Origin of the sequence: Amycolatopsis sp. NPDC004079, from assembly GCF_040610415.1 — a bacterium.
GTDB lineage: Bacteria > Actinomycetota > Actinomycetes > Mycobacteriales > Pseudonocardiaceae > Amycolatopsis > Amycolatopsis halotolerans.
Genome location: NZ_JBEXMH010000040.1, coordinates 1 through 21,998, shown reverse-complemented (window position 1 = coordinate 21,998; position 21,998 = coordinate 1). Strand labels below are relative to the sequence as shown.

Here is a 21,998-nt window from a genome sequence, read left to right as displayed (position 1 = left end):
GACTTGTTCACCTTCCGTTCATGCAACCAAGGAAGACCGTCCACCGAGGCTGCCTAGTGTCCGGTTCCGGTGCGGCTCAGACGCCGCCAATCCCGACCGGATTCAAAAAGGCACATCTCCGAGTGGAGGAAATGCAGTGAAGATCATGCGGCCCCTGGGTGCCGTCGGCATCGTGGCGAGCGCCGCGCTCGTCCTCGCCGCTTGTGGCTCCGACCCTTCGGCGTCGAACAGCGGCTCGGGCTCGAACTCCGCCGCTCCCGCCGCCACCGGAACCGCCCAGGTCGACTGCGGGGGCAAGAGCCCGCTTTCCGCTGAGGGCTCGACGGCCCAGAAGAACGCCATCGAGGTGTTCAACCAGGCCTACAACAAGAAGTGCTCCGGCCAGAAGGTGAACTACAACGGCACCGGTTCCGGCGCCGGCGTCAAGCAGTTCAACGCCAACCAGGTCGACTTCGGCGGTTCGGACTCGCCGATCAAGGACGCCGACCTCGAGGCCGCCACCAAGCGCTGCGCCTCGCCCGCGCTGAACATCCCGCTGGTCGTCGGCCCGATCGCGGTCGGCTACCACCTGTCCGGGGTGGACAACCTGACGCTGACCCCGCAGGTCATCGCCAAGATCTTCAACGGCGGCATCAAGAACTGGAACGACCCGGCCATCAAGGCGGTCAAGGGCAACGAGAGCCTGAACCTGCCGGACAAGCCGATCCAGGTCGTTTCCCGCTCCGAGGAGTCGGGCACCACCGACAACTTCCAGAAGTACCTCGGCGCGGCCGCGAAGGACGTCTGGACCCAGGGCGCGGGCAAGAAGTTCGCCGGCGGCGTTGGCAACGGCGCGCAGGGCTCGAACGGTGTCGCGAGCACCGTCAAGGGCGCCGACGGCTCGATCACCTACGTGGAGAGCGCGTTCGCCAAGGACGGCGTCACCCCGGCCAAGATCGACAGCGGCTCCGGCGGCGTCGAGCTGAGCGCGGAGAACGTGGCCAAGTCGCTGGACGCCGCCAAGTTCGCCCACCCGGGCACCAACGACCTGGCGATGGACCTCAACGGCATCTACTCCAGCAACGTGCCGGGCGCCTACCCGCTGCTGCTGACCACGTACGAGATCGTGTGCTCGAAGTACTCGAACCCGGGCGTCGCGAAGGCCGTCAAGGCGTTCCTGACGGTGGCCGCCACCGAAGGCCAGCAGCCGCTGTCGGCCAAGGGCTACGTGCCGATCCCGCAGAGCCTGCAGGACAAGGTGCTGAAGGCCGTCAAGGAAATTTCCTGAACCGCCTAACTGGTACGAAGGCTGACAGAGACTGTCGATGAGCGACCAATCCTCGACGCGAACGCCCACCGGCGACCCCGGTGGGCGTTCGTCGTCCGCCCGAGCGTTCCCGGAGGATCCGATTTCGGACAAGCCACCCGCGCCGGCGCCGGAAGCGCCGCCCGCGCGGAAGAAGCCGACGAAGGTGCGAGCCGGTGACCGCATCTTCCAGAACTTGACCACCGGGGCCGGGATCTTCGTCGTCGCCCTGATCGCCTTGATCGGGATTTTCCTGGTCGTGCAGGCGATTCCGGCGCTGAAGGCGGACAAGGTCAACTTCCTGTTCAACCACGGCTGGTCGACCAACGACCCGACGAACATGGCGTTCGGGATCGCCGACCTCGCCGAGGTCACCGTGGCGACCTCGCTGGTGGCGCTGATCATCGCGATGCCGATCTCGCTGGGCATCGCGCTTTTCCTCACCCAGTACGCGCCCGCGAAACTGGCCCGGCCGTTCGCCTACGTCGTGGATCTGCTCGCCGCGGTGCCATCGATCATTTTCGGCCTGTGGGGCATTCTCGTGTTCGCGCCCGCGATCGAGCCGTTTTCGGAATGGGTCAACAGCACCTTCTCGTGGATTCCGATTTTCGCGCCGGGCAACATCGCGCCGAACGTGCGCGGCACCATTTTCACCGCCGGGATCGTGCTCGCGGTGATGATTCTGCCGATCATCACGTCGCTTACCCGCGAGGTTTTCGAGCGCACGCCGACCGCGCAGGTCGAGGGCGCGCTCGCGCTCGGAGCCACGCGCTGGGAGGTCATCCGCACCACGGTGCTGCCGTTCGGCAAGGCGGGTTTCGTCGGCGCGTCGATGCTCGGCCTCGGCCGCGCACTCGGTGAAACCATTGCGCTGGCAGTGATTCTGCTGATCCCGCAGGGCCGCAACTTCGACTGGAGCCTCTTCGACGGCGGCGCGACGTTCGCCTCGAAGATCGCCCAGAACTACAGCGAGTTCAACAACCCGACCTCGGCCGGCGCCTACATCGCGGCCGGCCTGGTGCTGTTCGTGCTGACGTTCCTGGTCAACTTCGCCGCCCGCTCGATCGTCGGCAAGAAGGGGGAGTGACCATGTCGACCACCCTCGAACGGCCCGCGACGACACCGGCTTTCCAGCAGGTGAGCGCGGCCCGCAAGGTCAAAAACGGCCTCGCCACGGTGCTCGTGTGGCTGTCCTTCCTGATCGCCGTGGTCCCGCTGGTGTGGGTGCTGTACACGGTGATCGCCAACGGGGTCAAGCGGATCCCGTACAGCAACTGGTGGGGCCAGGACTTCGGTTCGGTGCTCGGCGACGAGGTCGGCGGCGGCGTGCTGCACGCGATCATCGGCACCCTGTTGCAGGGCCTGGTGTGCGCGGTCATCTCGGTGCCGATCGGCCTGCTGGTCGCGATTTACCTGGTCGAGTACGGCCGCGGCAAGCTGGCCAAGGCCACCACGTTCATGGTGGACATCCTCTCCGGTGTTCCGTCCATTGTGGCCGCACTGTTCATTTACGCGCTGTGGGTCACCACGCTCGGCCTGCCGCGCAGCGGGTTCGCGGTGTCGCTCGCCTTGGTGCTGCTGATGATTCCGGTGGTTGTCCGGTCCGCGGAGGAAATGCTGCGGATCGTGCCGGACGACCTGCGCGAAGCGTCGTACGCGCTGGGCGTGCCGAAGTGGAAGACGATCATGAAGATCGTGCTTCCGACGGCGTTGTCGGGCATCCTCGGCGGCATCATGATGGCGCTCGCCCGCGTGATGGGCGAAACCGCGCCGCTGCTGGTGCTCGTGGGCTACACGTCCTACGTCAACTGGAACATCTTCAGCGGGGAGCAGGCGTCGCTGCCGTTGGTGATGAACAACGAACGCGCCACCAACTCGATGGACCCCGGCAGCGTCGGCTTCGACCGGATCTGGGGAGCCGCGCTCACCCTGGTGCTCATCATCGCCGTGATCAACCTGCTCGCCACGGTCCTTTCCCGCATCGTCGCCCCGAAGAAGAAGTGAGTCATGGCCAAGCGAATCGACGTCAAAGACCTGGACATCTACTACGGCAAGTTCCACGCCGTGGACAGCGTCACGCTGAACGTCCCGCCGCGGAACGTGACCGCGTTCATCGGGCCGTCGGGTTGTGGCAAGTCGACGGTGCTGCGCACGCTGAACCGCATGCACGAGGTCATTCCCGGCGCGCGGGTCGACGGCCAGGTGCTGCTCGACGGCGAGGACATCTACGCCTCGGCGGTGGACCCGGTGCAGGTGCGCCGCACCATCGGCATGGTGTTCCAGCGGCCGAACCCGTTCCCCACGATGTCCATTAAGGACAATGTGGTGGCCGGGCTTCGCTTGGGCGGCACCAAGAACCGCAAGCAGCTCGACGAGATCGCCGAGCGGGCGCTGCGCGGCGCGAACCTGTGGAACGAGGTCAAGGACCGGCTGAACAAGCCGGGCGGCGGCCTCTCCGGCGGGCAGCAGCAGCGGCTCTGCATCGCGCGGGCGATCGCGGTGCAGCCGGACGTGCTGCTGATGGACGAGCCGTGTTCGGCGCTGGACCCGATCTCGACGCTCGCGATCGAGGACCTGATCGGCGAGCTGAAGAAGGAATACACGATCGTCATCGTGACGCACAACATGCAGCAGGCGGCGCGGGTTTCGGACCAGACCGCGTTCTTCAACCTGGCAGGCGTCGGCCAGCCCGGTCGCTTGATCGAGCTGAACGACACGGAGAAGATCTTCTCCAACCCGGACGAGAAGGCCACCGAGGACTACATCTCGGGCCGGTTCGGCTGATTCCACTGTGGACGGCCGCCCCGGTTTTCCTTGCCAGGGCGGCCGTTTTCGTTTCCGGGCACTAAAAAACCGCCACCCGCGCTTGGCCCGGGCGGCGGTTTTCGTTGTGATGTCTCAGATGGTCAGGTCTTCGTCGTCGGTGCCGTAGCCCGGCATCCGGCCGGTGACCACGAAAATCATCCGCTTGGCGACGGACACCGCGTGGTCGGCGTAGCGCTCGTAGAAGCGGCCGAGCAGCGTGACGTCGACGGCGGAAGCGACGCCGTGCGGCCATTCGCGGTCCATCAGCACGGTGAACAGGTGCCGGTGCAGGTCGTCGACCTGGTCGTCCTCGGCCTCGAGGTCCTTGGCGGCGGACACGTCCTTGGTCCGGATGACCGCCTCGACCTGGCGGGCGAGCCCGACGGCGGCGCGGCCCATCTCGGAGAAGTACGGCTTGACCGCTTCCGGCAGCACCGGGTCCGGGTGGCGGCGGCGGGCGGCCTTGGCGACGTGCAGGGCGAGATCTCCCATCCGCTCCAGGCTTTCCGCCGCGTGGATGGCGGCGAGCACGGTGCGCAGATCGGTCGCGACCGGTGCCTGCAGCGCGAGCAGCGCGTACGCCTGCTCCTCGCATTCGGCGCGCGCGTCGTCGACCTTCGCGTCGTCGCTGATCACCTGCTCGGCGAGGCCGAGGTCGACCTCCAGCAGTGCTTTGGTGGCCCGCTCCATGGCGTCGGCTACCTGGACCGACATCGCGGCCAGGTTTTCGGCGAGCTGATCGAGTTCCACATGGTAGGCCTCACGCATGAGCACACCCTACGACGTGGACTGTCCGAATACCGCATCGCTGGGTGAACCGCATGTGAACCCCGCCTAACGAATCCGAATGATCAACCCGTGTTGCTGCTCTTGCGCGAATCGGCGTTGGCGGGCGGCGCACTGGCCGCGGTTCCGGCGGGCTGGTTGCCCGGAAGCGGCGTGTTGTCGCGCAACGCGTCGAAGAGGCTCTTCGTTTTTTCCTGGACCAGTACTTCGTTGCCGCGCTTGTTCGGCAGGCCGACAGTGGGCACGGTGAGGAAGTTGATGTTGGCCGGGTTCAGCCCGCGCATCGACTGCGCGAGCGTCATCATCTGCTGCACACCGAGGTTGTCGCCGAACGTGGCGTGCGCGAAAGCGGTGATGAAGCCGGACAGTTTTCCTGGATCCAGCACGACATCCGAGGACATGACCTTCTTGAGCAGTGCCCCGATGAACGCCTGCTGGCGCTTGATCCGGCCGTAGTCGGAGGTGGGGTCGCCGATGACGTGCCGGGCGCGCACGTAGCTCAGCGCCTGGTCGCCGGAAATGGTCACGTCGCCGGTTTCGGCCAGCACCTTGCCGAGCGTGGTGTCGTCGATCGGTTTCTCGTTGTGCACAGTCACGCCGTGCACCGCGTCGACCATTTCCTTGAACCCGTTGAAGTCGATGCCGATGAAGTGGTTGATCCGCAGGCCGGTGATCTTCTGGATCACTTTCGTCATGCACTGCGGCCCGCCGACCGCGTAGGCCGTGTTGAGCTTCGCGATCTTCTGTTCGCGCACGATCTCGTCGGTATTCTGCGATTTGGCCGGATCCCACCGGTTGCAGTCCGGGCGGTCGATTTCGAGGTCCCGGGGGAACGAAACGACGACGACCCGCTTCCGGTCCGCGGGAACGTGCGCCACCATCACCGTGTCCGACCGCGCGCCGGGGATATTCGCCGCGTCCCCGACATTTTCCTCGGACGACGCCCCGTCCCGGGAATCGGAGCCGACCATGAGGAAGTTCTCGTCGTTGGCCTGCGCGTCGGCGTTCTGGATGTCGGAAGAGTTCTCGTCCAGCGCGGAAACCTCGGTGAACTTGGCGTCGAACCAAGTGACCGCGCCCCAAGCGACCCCCGTGCCGATGAAAATAAGCACGGCGATCACGATCAACGCAATCCGCCCGATCCGGATATTGCGCGCGATGTGCCGCTGCTTTTTCTCCTGCAGCCGGGTCTGCTCAGATTGTTCGGCCGGTTTCTCTTCTTCTTCGTCCTCTTTGTCCAGCAAAACGACCCGCTGCAACGCGGTCCGGGTCTGCTCGAACAACGCCATCGACCGGGTAGTGAGCCGCTCCCGCCGTTCCCGGCGCTTCGCCTCTTCAGCCGCCGCGTCGTCATGCGCGGCCGAGAACCGGGCGAGACTGTGATCGATCTTGCGACGGTATTGCGTCGCCTCGTCGATCGCCTCCATCTCGTCGGTCATGGTGAGCGGATCCATCTCAGCCCGCGCCGCCGCGGCCGACTTTACCGGCGTACGCCGCGGCCGCTTGCCGTTCGGCCCCTCGACCGCCGGACTCAGCTGCGTGCGCTCAGGATCGGCTTTGACGGCCGGGCTGAGCTGAGTGCGCTCCGGATCAGCGTCGGCTTTGACCGCAGGGCTGAGCTGAGTTCGCTCGGAGTGTTCCGGCTCTTGGCTGAGGCTGAGCCCCTTGACCGGCGTGAACTGCGTCCGGTCGGCTGCCTTCCCGTCGAGCGCTGGGCCGAGCTGGGTACGTTCAGGATCCTGCGCCGCGCCAGGCCCGCGCCTCGGCCGTTGCGGACTGGCGCTGTCTGCCTCGGAACCACCGTCGAGCACCGGACTGAGCTCAAGCCCCGGAACTCGCCCCGGCCCCCTGCTGGAACCACCACGCGGCCCCGGAGCCTGCCCATTCCGCTCCCGCTTGCCCCGCCCCCGATCCGGCTCGAGCGCCGGACTGAGCTGAGTCCGCTCAAGTTCGTCCCCCGCTTCCGCTGGGACTCCGTCGATGCCGCCCGGCCCAGTGGGCCGCCGCCCAGGACCGCCTGCCCGCCGACCGGGCGCGTTCGGCCCGGGCACCCGGTGCCCGCCGGAGTCCTGTCCAGCCGCGCGTTGGCCGTCGGGCATGGGCATCGCTGCCGACTCGGGACCAGCCGTCGGCAGCCCAGCAGACTCGGGCCCTGCCGCGCGTCGCCTTGGCGGGCCGGGCGTCCGCTGTCCGTCGAGGTCGGGTGCGCCGGGCATCGCTGCGGATTCGGGACCGCCCACCGATTGCCCAGCGGAGTCGGGACCGGGCGCTCGTCGCCTCGGGGGTGTTCGCTGTCCGTCGGGATCGGGTGCGCCGGGCATCGCTGCGGATTCGGGGCCACCCACCGATTGCCCAGCGGAGTCGGGACCGGGCGCTCGTCGCCTCGGGGGCATTCGCTGCCCGCCGGCTTCCGGACCAGGCACCCGGTGCCCGCCAGAGTCTTGACCAGGAGCCCGTTGTCCGACGGAGTCGGGGCTGGCCATCCGATGCTCGTCGGGCAGCGCCGCCGAGTCAGCTGTCCGTTGCTCGGCGGGTCCGCCAGGCATCCGTGGCGCGCCCGAGCCGGAACCGGCCATCGGCTGCCCGCCGACCCCCGGGCCTGCCGCCCGCGGCCCGTCGAATTCCGGACCCGGGAGCCGATGCCCGCCAGAGTCCGGACCGGGCATCCGCTGCCCAGAAGTGTTCTCCGCACCGTGCGGCCGCCGAGGCCCCGGCGGATCGGGCGAAGCCGGAACCCCACCACCCTGTCGAGGCCGAGGCGGAAGCCCATCCGCTCGCCGACGCCGCGGTTCCCCCGTCCGCCCAGCTACCTCGCGAGGCCCAGCCTCGTCGGGACGTTCCCCGACACCTGCTTCGCCAGGCCCCGCGGACTGCTGGTTCACATCCCTGCGACGACCACCAGGCCCGCCTGCTTCACCAGGCTCAGCCCGATAAGTCCCCGTCTCCCGACGTCGAGCACCCCCACCAGGCCGAACATCTCCACCGACGCCGTCCCCCGGCATCTCGGCAGCATCCGGAACACCGTGGCGATTGCCGTCAGACACCGGACCGCCGAGAAGCGCCCGTCCGCCCACTCGCGGAGCATTCCCGCCGTCGACGTCCGAAACGCCACCGCGACGCTCCCCGTTCGCCCGACGGCCACCGGAAAGCCCATCGTCATCGCCCGAAGACCCGCCGCGCCGGTTGCGACCCCCGTTGACCTGTCCGTTCGCAGGGCTCCCCAGCGCGGGGACGTCTTCTAATGGCCCGCCGGTTCCGTTCCCGAACTCGGAACCGCCAGCAACCTCTCGACTGTGCCGATTGCCGACGTCATTGGCCCACCCATTCGCCCCGCCAGCGCTCGAGGCCGCGTCGTCTTCCGCAGCCCCGCCGTGCCGGTTGCCGCGCCCGCTTGCTCGCGCGCCGGTTGAGTCGTCGATTCCAGCTGCTTCGCCGTGTCGCCCGCCGACCCCGTTCGCTGGTGGGATGTCGTCTGCCGCAGGCTCGCCATGCCGACTGCCGAACCCGTTTGCCCGTCTGCCGGTGTCTCCTCCGGCCGGTTCACCGTGTCGGCTGCCGGTTCCGTTGACGTGCCCGTTCGCCGGTCCACCCGCTAGTGAGGCGTCGTTTGCCGCAGGCCCGCCGTGCCGGCTGCCGGTTCCGTTAACGCGCCCGTTCGCCAATCCACCAGCTAGCGCGGCATCGGTTGCCGAAGGCCCGCCGTGCCGACCGTCGACTCCATTGACGTGGCCGTTCGCCCGCCCGCCCGCAGCGTCGTCTGCCGTGGGCTCGCCGTGTCGGCCAACCCCGTTGACGTGCCCGTTCGCCGGTCCGCCACTTGAGGCGAGGTCGTCTTCCACGGGTTCGCTGTGGCGACGACCGCGCCCGTTAGCCCGTCTGCCAGACGTGCCGGTGCTGCCTCCGGCCAGCTCGTCGCCAGCTCCGTTGACGCGCGCGCCCCGTGGTGCGGCGTCGTCTTCTGCCGACCCGCCGTGCCGACCGCCGACCCCGTTGACCTGCCCATTTGCCCGATCGCCGCCCAGATCTGAGGCGTCTCCCGGCTCAGCGTGCCGACGGCCAACCCCATTTGCCCGCCGTCGGCCCGGTTCGGCGGGAACCCCGGCGAGACCGTTCGCCCCCGAATAACCAGCGTCCGGCTCCGCCCGTCGCCGCCCCGGCTCGGGTCGCTCGGCATCCGCCCGGCGACGGCCTGGCTCGGCGCGGCGGGCACCAGGTTCCGCGAGCCGGCTCACCGGCTCCGAGAGCTGCGTGCCGGGCTCGTCGGCGAAGGCAGGTCGTTCCCCGGTGTGCCGTGCGACCACGTCGGACACGCTGATGCCGCCGTGAGTGTCCATCGAACGGCGCCGTCCGCCGCGCGGGCGTTCCGTGGTGTCGGAATGGCGACCGGTGCCGGGGGTGTTGCGCTCGTCGGGCACTCGGTCTCCTCTCGCACGTCAGGCGCCAGGCTGGGGCGGCTTACCTTTGAACACCCGGCGGCTTCGCCGGGTCTCCCAGGACTCGTCGTACCGGGGGAGCTTTTCGTTATCGTACGGATACCCGCCGTTCGTGACGACACCCTCCCGCGAATTTCTTCACCATGAGTCGCCCTAAGGCGCACTGAAGCGGACGAACAGGTGAAGTTCGGGTTCCGTGAATGGGGTAATCGCAGACGCGCGTTACTCAGAGTGCGTAATTACCTGCGCGGTCTCGCGGTCATGGAAAGCGACCTTGTTGCGGCCGGCGCGCTTCGCGGCGTAAAGGAGATTGTCGGCCCGATGGAGCTGACGCGGCCCGGATCCGGTGCCGTGCGCGAGGCCGACGCTGATCGTAACCCGCAGGCCTGGCTGCAGTTCTGACCAGGGGTGACGGGCGACCCGCAGGCGCGCGGCGTCGGCGACCCGGACGGCTCCCCGGTGATCGATTCCCGGCAGGACGAGAGCGAATTCCTCGCCGCCGTACCGTGCGCAGAACGCATCGGCCGGCAGCCCCTCCTGCAGGAGATCGGCGACCCGGCAGAGGACGCGGTCGCCGAGAAGGTGACCGTACGTGTCGTTCACCGACTTGAACCGGTCCAGGTCGACCAGGGCTACGGCCACCGCGGCCGGCAGTTCGGGCAGCCGCTGGTCGAGGTAACGACGGTTGTAGCTCGAGGTGAGCGGGTCGCGCAGGCTACCCGCTCGCGCGATGTCGAGTGCCGAGCGCAGGTGCCGGTAGGCCCGCCGCCAGTCGCCGCGCGTCGCGAACAGGTCCGCGATGGACTCGTGCAACGTGAGCAAGTCTGGTGCGGTATCCCCCGTTCCGAGCTCGTCGTCCGTCGCCACTCTGACCTCCGCCACTCCATCGTTTTCGTCGTAAAGGAGCGGTGGCTTGAGTGATCGGTACGCACGAAGGTGAATTTCGCTCAAGTGGACGACGGAGTTCCGCTGTTGTCACGCAGCGGAGTTCTTCGCCTCAGAGCGCGGAGAAGGGCTTTTTGTCCTTGAGCTGCGCGAATTGATCACGGGCCCAGTAACTCGCGTCAGTCATCGGATCTGTGATCCACTGTGTGTAATCGGCCCAGGAAATCCATCGCCAGCCGCCCACTTCTTCGGGATTCGGCCGCGGGTCGACGTCCGTCCACGCGGCGAATACCGGACAGAACTCGTTCTCCACGATCCCCTGGAAGGGCGGCGTGCGGTAGCGGTACGTGGGCAGCACGCACTCGAGGTCCTCGAGCTCGGGCAGTCCGAGCTCGTACGCAGCCCGCCGGCGCACGGCGGTCTCCAACGCTTCGGCGGGCGCGGGATGACCGCACACGCTGTTGGTCCACACCCCCGGCCACACCTTCTTGTGCGGCGCGCGCTGGGTGATCAGCAGGGCGTTGTCCGAACGGCGCAGGAGGTAGCAGGAGAACGCGAGGTGCAGCCGCGTCTCGGCGTGATGGCTGGCGAGCTTCGGCCCGGTCTCCCCGGTGGGCACGCCGTCCTCGGTCACGAAGACGACGCGTTCGGTTTCGGCTTCAGTGCTGGTGTCCACTCCGGATACTGAACACCACGCACCTACCGGCCGATACCGCGAGCCGGGTGGCCGTTTCGCCCGATTCGAGTGTCGGGCCTTCACACAACGCTCGAATCTCCAGCCCGCCGGACACCCGACCGAACGACGGCGCGGGCGAGACCAGGTCTCACCGGCTGCCGAGATGCTCGACGATCAACGAGGTCAAGGCCTCCGGCGCTTCCTCCGCTACCCAGTGCGACACCTCCTCCAGCATCTCGAACCGGTACGGCCCGGTGCACCAATTCGCCGTGTCGAGCGCGGCGGCGGAACCGAAGGCGACGTCCTCTGTGGACCACACGTACATCGCGGGCACCGAAATCTTGCCGATCTTCCCGCCTGGACGACCGGCTCGGTACCAGTTCAGCGCGGCGGTGAGCGCGCCTGGTTCGGACAGCCGCTGCACGTACTCGTCGATCTTGCTCGGCGGGATGCGCCGGTCGAAGATGTCGCGCAGTGCCTGGGCGTGGTCGGCCAGCATGCGCCGTTCGGTCGCGGGCGTCTGCCGCCACTCCGTCATATAGGCCGACCGCAGGTGCTGGTCCTCGTCCGTCCGCAGCGCTTCGGCGAGCGCTCCGGGATGCGGCGTGGACACCACGGTGAGGCTGCGCAGCCGGTCGGGGTGCTCGTCGGCTGTCCACCACGCGACCGCGCCGCCCCAGTCGTGGCCGACCAGGTCGAACTTGCTCCAGCCGAGCGTGTCCGCCATCGCCACGACGTCGGACACCAGCGTCGCGATGCCGTATTCGGCCGGGCGCTCTGGCCGCACGTCCGGCGAATAACCGCGCTGATCCGGCGCGATCGCGCGGTATCCGAGCACGCCGAGCGTCGCCACCTGGTGCTCCCACTCCACGGCGGCCTGGGGAAAGCCGTGCAGGAGCAGCACCGGGCGGCCGTCTTCGGGGCCGGCGGCGATTGCGTCGAAGGATCCCGCGTCGGTCGGGATCGTCAGCTGGTCGATCACGAGACGCACTCTACGGACCGGCACCGACAGTTTCGGGCGGTCTCTCACCGTCACTGTGATCTGAGCTACAGGGGAACAAATAAATTGAGTCGTGCGTTGGCAACTTTGCAAGGCTTGGTCAGCGCCCCAGCAGCTGGCCGCAGTTGTCCGAAAGGGGTTTCGACATGCTGATCCGCACCGACCCGTTCGCCCAGTTCGACCGCCTGACCCAGCAGTTCTTCGGCGGTCAGGGCACCGCAGCGCGCTCCGTCCCGATGGACGCCTACCGCGCCGGCGACGAGTACGTCATCCAGTTCGACCTCCCGGGGATCGCCCGCGATTCCATCGACGTGAGCGTCGAGCGCAACGTGCTCACCGTCCGCGCCGAGCGCACCCCGGTCGCGGTCGAGGACGCGCAGGTGCAGGTGTCCGAGCGGCCGCGCGGCAAGTTCTCGCGCCAGCTGTTCCTCGGCGACACGCTCGACACCACGCGCATCGCCGCGGACTACGTCGACGGCGTGCTGACGCTGCGCATTCCGGTCTCCGAGAAGGCCCAGCCCCGCAAGATCACCGTCGGCGGCGCGCCGCAGGAGATCGACGCCTGAGGCCGTGAACCCAAGTTGTCCCCAGGTTGTCCACAGTGGGTTGTGGATAACCTGGGGACAATTACTATCTGTGCAGGTCAGTTGGGGATATCGGCCCGCTCGGCCGCGTGCCGCTTGCGCACCAGCGGCGCGATCGTGCGATTGAGGACGAAGTACTCCGTGACGATCACGCAGACCGCGATCGAACCCCACGCGCTCGTCGTGTAGATGTCGGCGAAGCTCAGCGTCGGGAAGAGGCCCTTCATCGCCGCGCCGATGCCGAGGAATCCGCGGAGCACGACCGCCGCGAAGCTCAGCGCGTAGTTGCGGATCATCCAGATGCGGTGGAGCTGGATCTGGCCCTGCCGGATGAACGTGTAGCCGCGGTAAAGCGTGTAGAGCCACGCGACGGACAGCAGGCAGAAGGCGATTTGCGACGAGATGCCGTCGACTGAGAACGTCGCCGCCACGACTGCGGCGACCGCGGCGAAGATCATGCTCACGACGTAGATCCGCCCGAGCACGCGATGCAGTTTCGGCCACCGGACGCGCAGTTTCGCGGCGAATTGGAACGGCCCGATCAGCAGCACCAGGCTCGCGGGCAGGGCGTGCAGCACGATCGTCAAGTAGTGCGAGGCGATCGCCGGGTTGAGCGGGATCCGGCTCAGCGTCGGGTCGCCGGTCAAGTAGGTCGCGGCGGAGAACAGCGCGACGCCGACGGCGGACACCGCGACCGCGGCCCAGGCGATCCGTCGACGGCTGCGGCGAGAAACGGCGAAAGTCATCACGAACCTCCTGCTCGGACTGGGTCTGTGCAGTGAGCGTCTCGTGGTGGCCGGGATGGCCGCGTCGGTGAGAATTGCGTAGGTCGGGCGGTGCGCAACGAGTTCGCGGTCGCTGCCGGTTCGGCGAGATGCCGAGTTCGCGGTCGCTGTTGCGCTGCGACTTTTGCGGGGTTCGGCGTCGTCGGTGGACCGGGTCGCCAGCTCTGCCGCGTACTTACCGGCAGAGCTGGTGTTCCCGCCGCCGCGATCCGCCCTGTTCGCGCTGGTTCCGCGTGATCAGGGCGGGTTGCGGAGCTGTGCTGGTCAGCCGCCGGAGTGCATGTCTTCGGCCTCGGGGACGCAGTCGTCGTCCGGGTCGTCCAGCCAGCCGTGCGGGAGCGTCACCTTGCCCGGCGAGCCCTGGCGTCCGCGGGGGCCGGTGGCGGCTTCGGGGAAGGGGGCGTCGTGGTCGAGCTGGGCGATCAGGTCGTCGAGCTGGTCCATCGACGAGAGCATCGCGAAGCCGCGCCGCAGCTCGGACCCGACTGGGAAGCCCATCAGGTACCAGGCCATGTGCTTGCGGATGTCACGCATCGCTTTGTCGTGGCCGTCGTGCTCGATGAGCAGTTCGGTGTGGCGGCGCAGGACACGCGCGACTTCGCCGAGGTTCGGGCCCGCCGGAATCTCACGCCCCTGGAAGGCGGCTTCCAGCTCGCCGAACAGCCATGGCCGACCGAGGCATCCGCGCCCGACGACGACGCCGTCGCAGCCGGTCTCGGCGACCATGCGGAGCGCGTCGTCCGCGCTGAAGATGTCGCCGTTGCCCAACACCGGGATGCTGGTGACGGCCTCCTTGAGAGCAGCGATCTTCGACCAGTCGGCCTGACCCGAGTAGCGCTGCGCGGCCGTACGCGCGTGCAGACTGACGGCAGCCGCACCCTCGGCTTCGGCGATGCGTCCGGCGTCGAGGAACGTCTGGTGGTCGTCGTCGATGCCAACGCGGAACTTCACCGTGAACGGAACGCCGCCCTCAGCCGCCGCCTTCGCCGACTCGCGCACGATGTCCGCGAACAGCCGCCGCTTGAACGGCAGCGCCGCACCGCCGCCCTTCCGCGTAACTTTCGCGACAGGGCACCCGAAGTTCGAGTCGACGTGGTCCGCGAGCCCCTCGCCGACGATGATGCGCACTGCCTCGGCCATCGTCTTCGGGTCCACCCCGTAGAGCTGCATGGACCTGGGCTTTTCGTTCTCGCCGAAGGTCATCATGTGCATCGTGCCGGGGTGCCGCTCGACGACCGCGCGGGCGGTGATCATCTCGCACACATAGATGCCCGCGCCGTACTCCTGGCAGAGCTGCCGGAACGCCACGTTGGTGATGCCCGCCATCGGAGCGAGCACGACAGGAGGATCGACCTGGTAGGGGCCGATCTTCAACGTGGGCGCGCTCAACGTGGCAGTCACGCTTCCATTGTCGCCGGTGACGTACGGCACACGCATCCGGGCGGCTCCGCTGGTGACGAGACCATCTCGTGTCCAGCCTTTGAGTAGTGCTACGGATCCGATCATCGCGCCGTTTCGACCACGCTGTCCGGTATGACCACGGAAGCTGCAACGCTCCACCGCCTGGCCGGCGAACTGGACGACCTCGGCCGCCGCCTGACCCACGTAGGTGCCGAACTCCGCGCTGTGCACGTCCAGCCCGAGTTGGCCACCGATCAGCCCGCCGAAGCACCCGCTCCGGGCGCCGCAGCGGCCTCCCAGCCGACGCTAGGCCAGCCAGGCGGCCACGCCGAGCCAGCAGCGTCGACCGGGGAGGCGGCGCAGTCGGCCTCCCCGCCCGGCGTCACTCAGCCGGTCAGCTCCGACTCGACCGCGGAGGGCTCTGCCGACGTGGCGGGCGCTTCCGCTGCGCCGGAGCAGGCTGCCGCGCCGGGCGAGCCGTCTGAGTCAGGCCGCCCTGCCGAACAGGGCCGCCCCGCCGGACGGGGCCAGGCTGTCGCGCCGGATCAGGCTGCCGCGCCGGGCGAGCCGTCCCAGCCAGGCCGCCCCGCCGAACAGGGCCAAGCTGCCGAGCCAGGCCGCTCCGCTGGGCCAGCCCAGCCTCCTGCGCCTGGTCACCCTGCTGCTGCGCCTGGTCACCCTGCCGCGCAGGGCTACCCGGCTGCTCCAGGCCACTCGCCCGCCCCGGGCTACCCAGCTGCGCAGGGTGGCCCATACCTGTACCCGGCCTACTCGGCCGCGCACGGAGTGCCGTTCCACCCCCACCCGGGCTACTACCCGCACAACCCTTACGCAGCTTCGTATTCCGCCCAGTCCACGGCCGGCACGCCCCACCCGTCAACACCGCAATCCGGCACCGAACAGCAGGCCCCGAACGATCTCGCAGCCGGACAGTCAGCCCAAGAACACCCGCAGGCAACCGCCCAGCAGACGCCGTATGGCCAGACGCTCTTCGCTCAGCCGCCTTTCGGCTATCACCGCTACACCCCATCTCCGACGCTCCGTGAGCGACTCGGCCGCGAAGGTGCCGGTTCGCGACTGCTGGCATGGATCGGCGGTGCGGTGACACTGCTTGGTGTCGTGCTGCTGTTGATCCTGGCCATCCAGCGGGGCTGGCTCGCCCCGTTGCCGCGGGTGGCGGTCGGCGCTGCGTTCGGCGGGATCCTTGTCGGCGCGGGTGCTTGGCTGCACCGCAAACCGGCTGCGCGCACCGGTGCGTTCGCCCTTGTCGCCACTGGGATCGCGACGCTCTACCTCGACACTGTCGCTGCCACCTCCTTGTACGATTTCCTGCCGGTTCCCGCCGGGCTCGCGGTCGGCTTGGCGATCGCGGTGGGCGGGCTTTTGCTTGCGGTCAAATGGGATTCCTCTCTCCTGGCGATCGCCGTGGTGGGAGGATGCGGAGTGTGTGCGCCCCTGATCACTTGGGGCTTCACCTATGAACTCGTGACGTTCCTTCTCATGATCCAGATCGCGACCGTCCCTGTCCAGCTTCGACGGTCACGGTCGCCCCTTTCGTTTACTGCAGCCATTCCGCCCTTGACAACGGCGCTGATCGGTATCGGGCTGCGCACCTTGCCGGTGTGGGCAGTGATTGCCGCCGGTGTCGTCAGTGCGGCGGCGGCGCTGATCACGTTGCGGCGTAACGACAATGAGCCCTACTCACTGTCAGTGCTCGCTGTTGCTCCGCTGCCTGTCCTCGTCGCCGCGCTGTTGTTGCACAGGCCGGAATCCGTGCTTCTGGCGGGCGGGACGGCGGTCGTGCTCCTCGCGACCTGGCCCATCGTGCGAGGGAATTCCGGTACTGTCGCGGGAATCGCTGGTCTGGTAGCCGCGATGCAAGCGACTGTCACGCAGTTCGATGGCGGAGCGATCCTGCTTGGCGAAGCGATCGTGCTCGCGTTCGCGGCGAAGTTCACTCGAAACCGGTTCGCGCTAGGCGGTTCTCTCGTCTTCGCGGTGATCGGCGGGCTGTCTGTGCTCGGGACGGAGCTGACGCCGGCGCTGCTGATTTTCCCGCACTGGCATCCGCGGGACCTTCTTTTCGCCGCGTTGGTCTCGGCGGTGCTTCTCCTCGGCACCGCGATCGCGTTGCCGTGGGCGGCAATTCGGCTCAACGTTGTGAAATCGGCCAGTCTTGCGCCTTGGCTGCCCGCGGGATGGTTCGCGCTCTACGGCGCTGCTGGGCTGGTGCTCGCCGCGTCCATGCTCGTGGCTCCCGGGCGCGTCGGATTCCTGGTCGGGCACACGCTCGTCACGGTTTCCTGGACGGTTGTGGCGTTCGTCCTTCTCTTGCGCGGGATCGAAGTGGTCGCGCTGCGGATCGCCGGGCTGGTGCTGGTGGCCGCTGCGGTGGCGAAGCTCGTGCTGTTCGACCTTGCCACGCTGGACGGGTTGGCGCGCGTGGGCGCGTTCCTCGGCGCCGGTGTGATCTTGCTTGTGGCGGGGGCGCGGTACGCGCGGGTCGTCGCGTCGCGCTGAACTTGCGAGAAGTCCCCCGATCCGGGGAATCAAGAATGATCTAGGATCGGGGGATTTCCCTGTTGCAGCAAGAAAATTTGCTTCTTGGGCAGTGGCTGAAGTCGGGGTCGGGACGTCCTTGGTGCGGGCTGATGGCACGGAACTGTCGGTGGCTCGTGGTTACCTGGGAAACCTACCGAGGAGGTATCCCGACCATGACCTACACCCACGACCCGAAACTCATTGAACGCGCGGGCGAATCCGTCGCATGGCTCACCACCGTGACTCCGAGCGGCCGCCCCGCGCCAAGGCCGGTCTGGTTTGTCCTGGACGGCGAAGACATTGTGGTTTTCAGCCGGCCTGGTACGGCCAAACTCCGGCATCTCGCCGCGAATCCGGAGGTGAGTTTCCACCTCAACAGCGACGACCACGGCGGGAGCATCGTCGTCAACGGGCGTGCGCACATCGACGAGGCCAAACCCTCTGAAGCGCCCGGCTACCTGGCGAAGTACCAGCGGCATTACGCGGGTATCGGGTTCGCTGATCCGGCAGCCTTCGACGCCGACTACTCGGTTCGGATCCGGATCGTGCCGGAGAAGTCCTGGGGATTCTGAGGCTGTGCCGGATTCAGAAGTCGACGTCCAGGCAGGCCAGCCGTCCACCCGCGGTTCCGGCGTGCCCGGGGTTGGTGTGGGTGTGGGTTTCGTGGATCACCACGGACTTCGCCCGTCGTCCGTCGAATGTCCAGTCCACAATGGAGGTTGCGTGACCGATGCCTGAGCGGTCGGTGGTGAAGTCGAGCCAGATCTCGTTGCGCGGGTTGGCGTAGGCCGGATCCACCGAAGGCTTCACCGGGTCCGGCACGTGCTGGAAGTGTCCGCCCGCGGCGTCACCGGTGGCGCCGCAGGAGTTCACATGCGCGTGTGCACCGTATTCGTGCTGCGGCAGGAGGCCGCTGATCACCAGCACGGTGGTGGTGCCGACGCGACTGGCGGACAGGGCGAAGACGTGCGCCCTGGCTCCGACGGGCACGAGATCCGGTCGGTAGGTGACAGCTTGGCCGCCGGGTGCGTATGCCGCGAAGGTGCCGTGGGCGGCGGTGAAGTGCAGTGGTGAGGTCGCAGCCGGAGTCGCTGCGGCGGAAGTGGCCGAGAGGCTCGTGACGGAGAGACCGGCGGCGAGGGCCGCGGGAAGGAACTTAGGGAGGAAACGCATGAAACTTCTCTAACCAGTCGGTGCGTGCTGTGCCATGTTCTCCACTCGAACGTGTGGGGGTCGCCCGGGTTTTGGGACGGCTTTCCGTGCGGGCGGGAGGTGGGCTGGGGTATCGGACGGTGACGGCGTCGGGAACCGCCAGGTTCAGAAGCGGGCCATGCCGTGCCGGTAGGCAAGTCAGGCGGGGCCAGGCTCGGGTGCGAGCGTGGGGTCCTGTCCGGACACAGGGTGTTGGGCCACGCCTGCTGGTACTGGCACTGGTGCTGGTCGTGGAGCGGCGACGGAGCCCTGGTGCGTTCCGGAGCGTGCTCTGCGTACGGGAGCGGGTGACGGGCCGGAAGCGGCTCGGGCGACTGCGGCGGAGGTGAAGGTCGTGCGACTGGCCTGGGCGAGTTTTCGGGCGTTGACGCGTTGGGTACTTGGCAGCGTGGCAGCGTCGGACTTGCCCGGCGATGCTTCGGCCAGCACCGGTGGAGCCTGACATGCCTGACGACCCGAACAGCGCCAGGGGGTTTGACGGCCGTCGTGCGGACGCCCACGGGCCGGCAGGTGCCAGCGGGCCGGTTGAGGACGGTGGGCCGCCGGAGAGTGGTGAACCGGCGGATACCGGCGGGCGGGCCAGCAGCGGTGGATTGACCGCAGGTGGGCTGGCGGACTCGACCGGTCCGGCGCAATCAACTGGGTCGGCGCAGGCCAGCGGATCGGCTGAATCTGGCGGGTCGCCGCGCGGCACCATGCCGGTGCAGGCAAGCGGACTGGCGGACACCAGCGGGTCGCCGCAGGTTCCCGGACCGGCGCAATCCGCCGTACCAGCGGCAGCCGTGGGGACGGCGCGAAGCAGCGGGTCAGCGCAGCGCACTGGATCGTCGGAGGGCAGCGGGTTCGCTGCGGTCGGCGGGTCGGAGCAGGGTGCCGGATCGGCGGAGGTTGGCGACGACGTCGAGCACACTGGCGAGACGCGGAACCAGATGCTGCAGCGGAACGTCGGCGAGCTGTTGCAGGAGCTGCGAGTCGCGCAGGCGGGCGTGCAGATCCTGTTCGGGTTCCTGCTGTCGGTGGTCTTCACGGGCCGGTTCCACGACGCCAGCGGGTTCGAGAAGACGCTGCATCTGCTCGCGGTGCTGCTCACCGTCGCGGCGACTGCGTTGCTGATCGCGCCTGCGGCTTGGCACCGCATGCTGTTCCGGACTGGGCGGCGGGAGGAGATCCTGCGGGTCGGCAACCGGGTCGTGCTTGTTGGCTTCGGGTGTCTTGCCGCGGCGATCACGGTCACCGTCGCGTTGATCGCGAAGGTCTCCTTCGGACCGGTTGCGATGGGGCTTGTCGGAGGGATGGCGGTGTTGCTGTTCGGGCTGCTGTGGTTTGCGGTGCCGGGCATGCTTGTCGGCGACCAAAGGCGACGCGACGGTCACTGAGCGGCGTCGGTGCGCGCCGGTTTTGTCCCGCACGGGACAGAAACGGAGCTGTTCATCGAGCCGTCGGCAATTGTTGCCGTAGCGGTTGGGGCTGGCCCGTAGCTTCCTGCTCGTGACTGACTCTTCACGGCGGAACTTCCTGCGCGGTGCCGGAATCCTCGGTGCCGGCGCGGCGGTGTCCGCGCTTCCTGGTCTGAACGGGATCGCCGCGGCTGATCCCAGCGTCGCTCGTCGGCTGGACGGTGACAGTCCGCAGTTCACGATCGCGGTCATGCCGGACACCCAGTACCTGTTCGACGAGGACCGGGGCGACTCGACGCCGGTGGACGCGTCGTTGTCGTACGTGCTGCGCCACGCGCACGACGACAACGTTGTCTTCCTCGCGCACCTCGGCGACTTGACGCAGAACGGGCAGGCGCGGGAGTTCGCTGGCATCAGCCGGTCGTTCCAGGCGCTCGACCGGTTCCGCTTCCCGTACAGCACGCTCGCGGGCAACCACGACATCAATGGCTCCACCGACGACCAGCGCGGCCGCACGCCGTACCTCGACGCGTTCGGGCCGCAGCGGCAGCGCAACTCGCCGACGTTTCGCGGCTCCTCGAAGGACGGCTACAACACCTACCACGTGTTCCGGGCCGCCGGTCGGGAATGGCTCGTGCTCGCGATGGATTGGCGTCCGTCAGCGGGCGGTTTCGCGTGGGCGAAGCAGGTTCTCGCGCAGCACCCGCGGATGCCGACCATCCTCACGATCCACGAGCTGGTCAACTCCGACGAGCAGGGCAAGGCGTTCCTGTCGGACTTCGGCCAGCAGGTCTGGGACGAGTTCGTCAACGAAAGCGACCAGATCTTCCTGACCCTCAACGGCCACTACTGGCCGCCGAGCCGTCTGGTGAAGCGCAACGCCGCCGGCCACGACGTGCACCTGCACCTCACGAACTACCAGGATCGCTACTACGGCGGCAGCGGCATGATCCGGCTGTACCAGTTCGACGTCGCCCGCGGCGTGATCGACGTCCGCACCTTCTCGCCGTGGCTCGACGGCAAGCGCGACCTCACTGAGCTCGAGCGCATCGAGGCCGAGCGCAGCACCGACGTCGACTACTTCAGCATCGACATCGACTTCGACAAGCGGTTCGCCGGTTTCGCGCCCGTTCCGGTGCCGCCGGCCCGCCCGGTGAAGCCGCAGCTCGTGCCGGGCACCGTCGCGTACTGGCGGTTCGAGGGCGGTCGCGCGGGCGCTCCGGTGCCGGACAACGCGGTGATCAAGGACCTCACCGGTCGCGGTAACGACCTGCGCCGCATGACCGTGCCGGGCAGTGGGCCGACGGCGTTGACTTACTCGGCGGATTTCGCGCCTCGGCAACCGTCGCGGGCGAGCCTTCGCTTCGACGGTGCGCGCAATCCCGGTCGTGGCGCGTACCTCCAGACCGTCGACAGCGCGCCGATGAACAGCCTGACCTTCCAACGCGGTTACACCATCGAAGCGTTTGTCCGCCTGCCCGAAGACTTCCGCGACGGCACCCACGGCTGGTGCGGCATCTTCGCGCGTCTCGGCAACGGCGGCGCGGCCGGGAAATCCGGCGACGACCCAAACGAATCGGCAGCGACGTTCAGCGTCTCGGACGGCGCGGAGCTGCAGTGGGCGGTGTTCCCGTTGAACCAGAACGGGATCTCGACCAACTGGGGGCACGAGCTGCCGCTGGCGAAATGGTGGCACGTCGCGCTCGTCAACGACGGGTGGCGCAGCACGCTGTACGTCGACGGCTGCCCGCTGCTGCGCAACCCCAAGACACCGGCGATCGGCCTGGCCAATCCGGGCGGCGGCTGGCTGCTCGGCGCGTCGTCGTACCGGGGCAAGGTGGAGCGCAGCTTCTACGGCGAGATCGGCGAGGCCCGGGTGGTCGACCGAGCGCTGGCTCCGCGGGAGTTTCTGCTGGGCGGATAGGCCGCACCGATTGGCTGCTCGGCAATTGCGGCTGGCGACAGCGGTTCGGGAAGGCGGCCGCGGCGGCTGAGGGATTGCTGGAGGCGGCCGCGCGGGCAAGGGACTGCGGAAGACGGGCACGTTGGCTCAGGGATTGCTGGAGGTGGCCGCGGTGGCTGGGGACTGTGGAAGACGAGCACAGTGGCTCTCAGAGGGCGTCTGAGAACTGGATGGGGTGGTTGGCGTGGTGATGCCCTGAGGTTGGGTGAGCTCCCGGTAGGACTGGTGGTTCCTACGCCAACCGT

The 21,998-nt window shown here is 68.1% G+C and carries 19 protein-coding genes; 9 read left to right on the top strand and 10 right to left on the bottom strand.

Features of this window, described 5'->3' with window-relative positions; genetic code table 11:
• The first annotated feature begins 136 nt into the window (after window positions 1–136).
• The 4 genes from pstS to pstB all read left to right on the top strand — a co-directional run bounded on the left by pstS (window position 137) and on the right by pstB (window position 4,069).
• Window positions 137–1,267, top strand: a complete 1,131-nt coding sequence (gene pstS, locus ABZX37_RS32190) for a phosphate ABC transporter substrate-binding protein PstS (RefSeq protein WP_354745942.1) — start codon at window positions 137–139, stop codon at window positions 1,265–1,267.
• A gap of 184 nt (window positions 1,268–1,451) precedes the next feature.
• Window positions 1,452–2,372 (top strand): phosphate ABC transporter permease subunit PstC, encoded by a 921-nt coding sequence (gene pstC, locus ABZX37_RS32185; protein ID WP_354746068.1) that lies wholly within the window; start codon window positions 1,452–1,454, stop codon window positions 2,370–2,372.
• A 2-nt stretch (window positions 2,373–2,374) separates the two neighbouring features.
• A complete protein-coding gene (gene pstA, locus ABZX37_RS32180; protein ID WP_354745940.1) occupies window positions 2,375–3,289 on the top strand; it encodes a phosphate ABC transporter permease PstA in 915 nt (304 codons plus the stop codon).
• A gap of 3 nt (window positions 3,290–3,292) precedes the next feature.
• Window positions 3,293–4,069: a phosphate ABC transporter ATP-binding protein PstB gene (pstB, locus tag ABZX37_RS32175; RefSeq protein WP_116204524.1), complete on the top strand. Its 777-nt coding sequence runs from the start codon at window positions 3,293–3,295 to the stop codon at window positions 4,067–4,069.
• Between the two features lie 114 nt (window positions 4,070–4,183).
• Here pstB and phoU read toward each other — a convergent pair whose 3' ends face one another.
• The 6 genes from phoU to ABZX37_RS32145 all read right to left on the bottom strand — a co-directional run bounded on the left by phoU (window position 4,184) and on the right by ABZX37_RS32145 (window position 11,852).
• Window positions 4,184–4,858 carry a phosphate signaling complex protein PhoU gene (gene phoU / locus ABZX37_RS32170; protein ID WP_354745938.1) on the bottom strand — a complete coding sequence of 225 codons (675 nt, stop codon included), beginning with the start codon at window positions 4,856–4,858 and terminating at the stop codon, window positions 4,184–4,186.
• An 83-nt stretch (window positions 4,859–4,941) separates the two neighbouring features.
• Window positions 4,942–6,330, bottom strand: a complete 1,389-nt coding sequence (locus ABZX37_RS32165; protein WP_354746066.1) for an LCP family protein — start codon at window positions 6,328–6,330, stop codon at window positions 4,942–4,944.
• Between the two features lie 1,424 nt (window positions 6,331–7,754).
• The gene (locus ABZX37_RS32160; protein ID WP_354745936.1) at window positions 7,755–7,988 is read right to left on the bottom strand and encodes a hypothetical protein; all 234 of its coding nucleotides are present in this window, start codon (window positions 7,986–7,988) and stop codon (window positions 7,755–7,757) included.
• Between the two features lie 1,543 nt (window positions 7,989–9,531).
• Window positions 9,532–10,191 (bottom strand): GGDEF domain-containing protein, encoded by a 660-nt coding sequence (locus tag ABZX37_RS32155; RefSeq protein ID WP_354745934.1) that lies wholly within the window; start codon window positions 10,189–10,191, stop codon window positions 9,532–9,534.
• A 115-nt stretch (window positions 10,192–10,306) separates the two neighbouring features.
• Window positions 10,307–10,870, bottom strand: coding sequence for an isopentenyl-diphosphate Delta-isomerase (idi, locus tag ABZX37_RS32150; protein WP_354745932.1), 564 nt, complete (start codon window positions 10,868–10,870; stop codon window positions 10,307–10,309).
• 148 nt (window positions 10,871–11,018) lie between these two features.
• On the bottom strand, window positions 11,019–11,852 hold the full coding sequence (locus ABZX37_RS32145; protein ID WP_354745930.1) for an alpha/beta hydrolase: 834 nt from the start codon (window positions 11,850–11,852) through the stop codon (window positions 11,019–11,021).
• A 164-nt stretch (window positions 11,853–12,016) separates the two neighbouring features.
• Here ABZX37_RS32145 and ABZX37_RS32140 point away from each other — a divergent pair, with 164 nt between their 5' ends.
• Window positions 12,017–12,436, top strand: coding sequence for an Hsp20/alpha crystallin family protein (locus ABZX37_RS32140; RefSeq protein ID WP_354745928.1), 420 nt, complete (start codon window positions 12,017–12,019; stop codon window positions 12,434–12,436).
• 77 nt (window positions 12,437–12,513) lie between these two features.
• Here the strand turns inward: ABZX37_RS32140 and ABZX37_RS32135 are convergent, their stop codons facing one another.
• From ABZX37_RS32135 to ABZX37_RS32125, 3 genes are all read right to left on the bottom strand, one after another.
• Window positions 12,514–13,200, bottom strand: a complete 687-nt coding sequence (locus ABZX37_RS32135) for a DUF2306 domain-containing protein (protein WP_354745926.1) — start codon at window positions 13,198–13,200, stop codon at window positions 12,514–12,516.
• A 303-nt stretch (window positions 13,201–13,503) separates the two neighbouring features.
• A complete protein-coding gene (gene dusB / locus ABZX37_RS32130; protein WP_354745924.1) occupies window positions 13,504–14,676 on the bottom strand; it encodes a tRNA dihydrouridine synthase DusB in 1,173 nt (390 codons plus the stop codon).
• A gap of 450 nt (window positions 14,677–15,126) precedes the next feature.
• Window positions 15,127–15,297, bottom strand: coding sequence for a hypothetical protein (locus ABZX37_RS32125; protein WP_354745922.1), 171 nt, complete (start codon window positions 15,295–15,297; stop codon window positions 15,127–15,129).
• Window positions 15,298–15,741: 444 nt separating this feature from the next.
• Here ABZX37_RS32125 and ABZX37_RS32120 point away from each other — a divergent pair, with 444 nt between their 5' ends.
• Both ABZX37_RS32120 and ABZX37_RS32115 read left to right on the top strand, forming a co-directional pair.
• Window positions 15,742–17,160, top strand: coding sequence for a DUF2339 domain-containing protein (locus tag ABZX37_RS32120; protein WP_354745920.1), 1,419 nt, complete (start codon window positions 15,742–15,744; stop codon window positions 17,158–17,160).
• A gap of 194 nt (window positions 17,161–17,354) precedes the next feature.
• Window positions 17,355–17,753: a TIGR03667 family PPOX class F420-dependent oxidoreductase gene (locus ABZX37_RS32115; RefSeq protein WP_354745918.1), complete on the top strand. Its 399-nt coding sequence runs from the start codon at window positions 17,355–17,357 to the stop codon at window positions 17,751–17,753.
• 13 nt (window positions 17,754–17,766) lie between these two features.
• Here the strand turns inward: ABZX37_RS32115 and ABZX37_RS32110 are convergent, their stop codons facing one another.
• Entirely contained in the window at window positions 17,767–18,354 is a 588-nt protein-coding gene (locus tag ABZX37_RS32110; protein WP_354745916.1) for a superoxide dismutase, read from the bottom strand.
• An 821-nt stretch (window positions 18,355–19,175) separates the two neighbouring features.
• Between ABZX37_RS32110 and ABZX37_RS32105 the strand changes: the two genes are divergently transcribed.
• Window positions 19,176–19,769, top strand: a complete 594-nt coding sequence (locus ABZX37_RS32105; protein ID WP_354745914.1) for a DUF6328 family protein — start codon at window positions 19,176–19,178, stop codon at window positions 19,767–19,769.
• 112 nt (window positions 19,770–19,881) lie between these two features.
• A complete protein-coding gene (locus ABZX37_RS32100) occupies window positions 19,882–21,714 on the top strand; it encodes a LamG-like jellyroll fold domain-containing protein (RefSeq protein ID WP_354745912.1) in 1,833 nt (610 codons plus the stop codon).
• The last annotated feature ends 284 nt before the right edge of the window (window positions 21,715–21,998 follow it).

Bases quoted from the DNA above. Each gene is read 5' to 3' on its own strand.
- pstA (WP_354745940.1), top strand. From the start codon at position 2,375: ATGTCGACCACCCTCGAACGGCCCGCGACGACACCGGCTTTCCAGCAG.
- pstB (WP_116204524.1), top strand. From the start codon at position 3,293: ATGGCCAAGCGAATCGACGTCAAAGACCTGGACATCTACTACGGCAAG.
- phoU (WP_354745938.1), bottom strand. From the start codon at position 4,858: ATGCGTGAGGCCTACCATGTGGAACTCGATCAGCTCGCCGAAAACCTG.
- ABZX37_RS32165 (WP_354746066.1), bottom strand. From the start codon at position 6,330: ATGGATCCGCTCACCATGACCGACGAGATGGAGGCGATCGACGAGGCG.
- ABZX37_RS32140 (WP_354745928.1), top strand. From the start codon at position 12,017: ATGCTGATCCGCACCGACCCGTTCGCCCAGTTCGACCGCCTGACCCAG.
- ABZX37_RS32135 (WP_354745926.1), bottom strand. From the start codon at position 13,200: ATGACTTTCGCCGTTTCTCGCCGCAGCCGTCGACGGATCGCCTGGGCC.
- dusB (WP_354745924.1), bottom strand. From the start codon at position 14,676: ATGCGTGTGCCGTACGTCACCGGCGACAATGGAAGCGTGACTGCCACG.
- ABZX37_RS32115 (WP_354745918.1), top strand. From the start codon at position 17,355: ATGACCTACACCCACGACCCGAAACTCATTGAACGCGCGGGCGAATCC.
- ABZX37_RS32110 (WP_354745916.1), bottom strand. From the start codon at position 18,354: ATGCGTTTCCTCCCTAAGTTCCTTCCCGCGGCCCTCGCCGCCGGTCTC.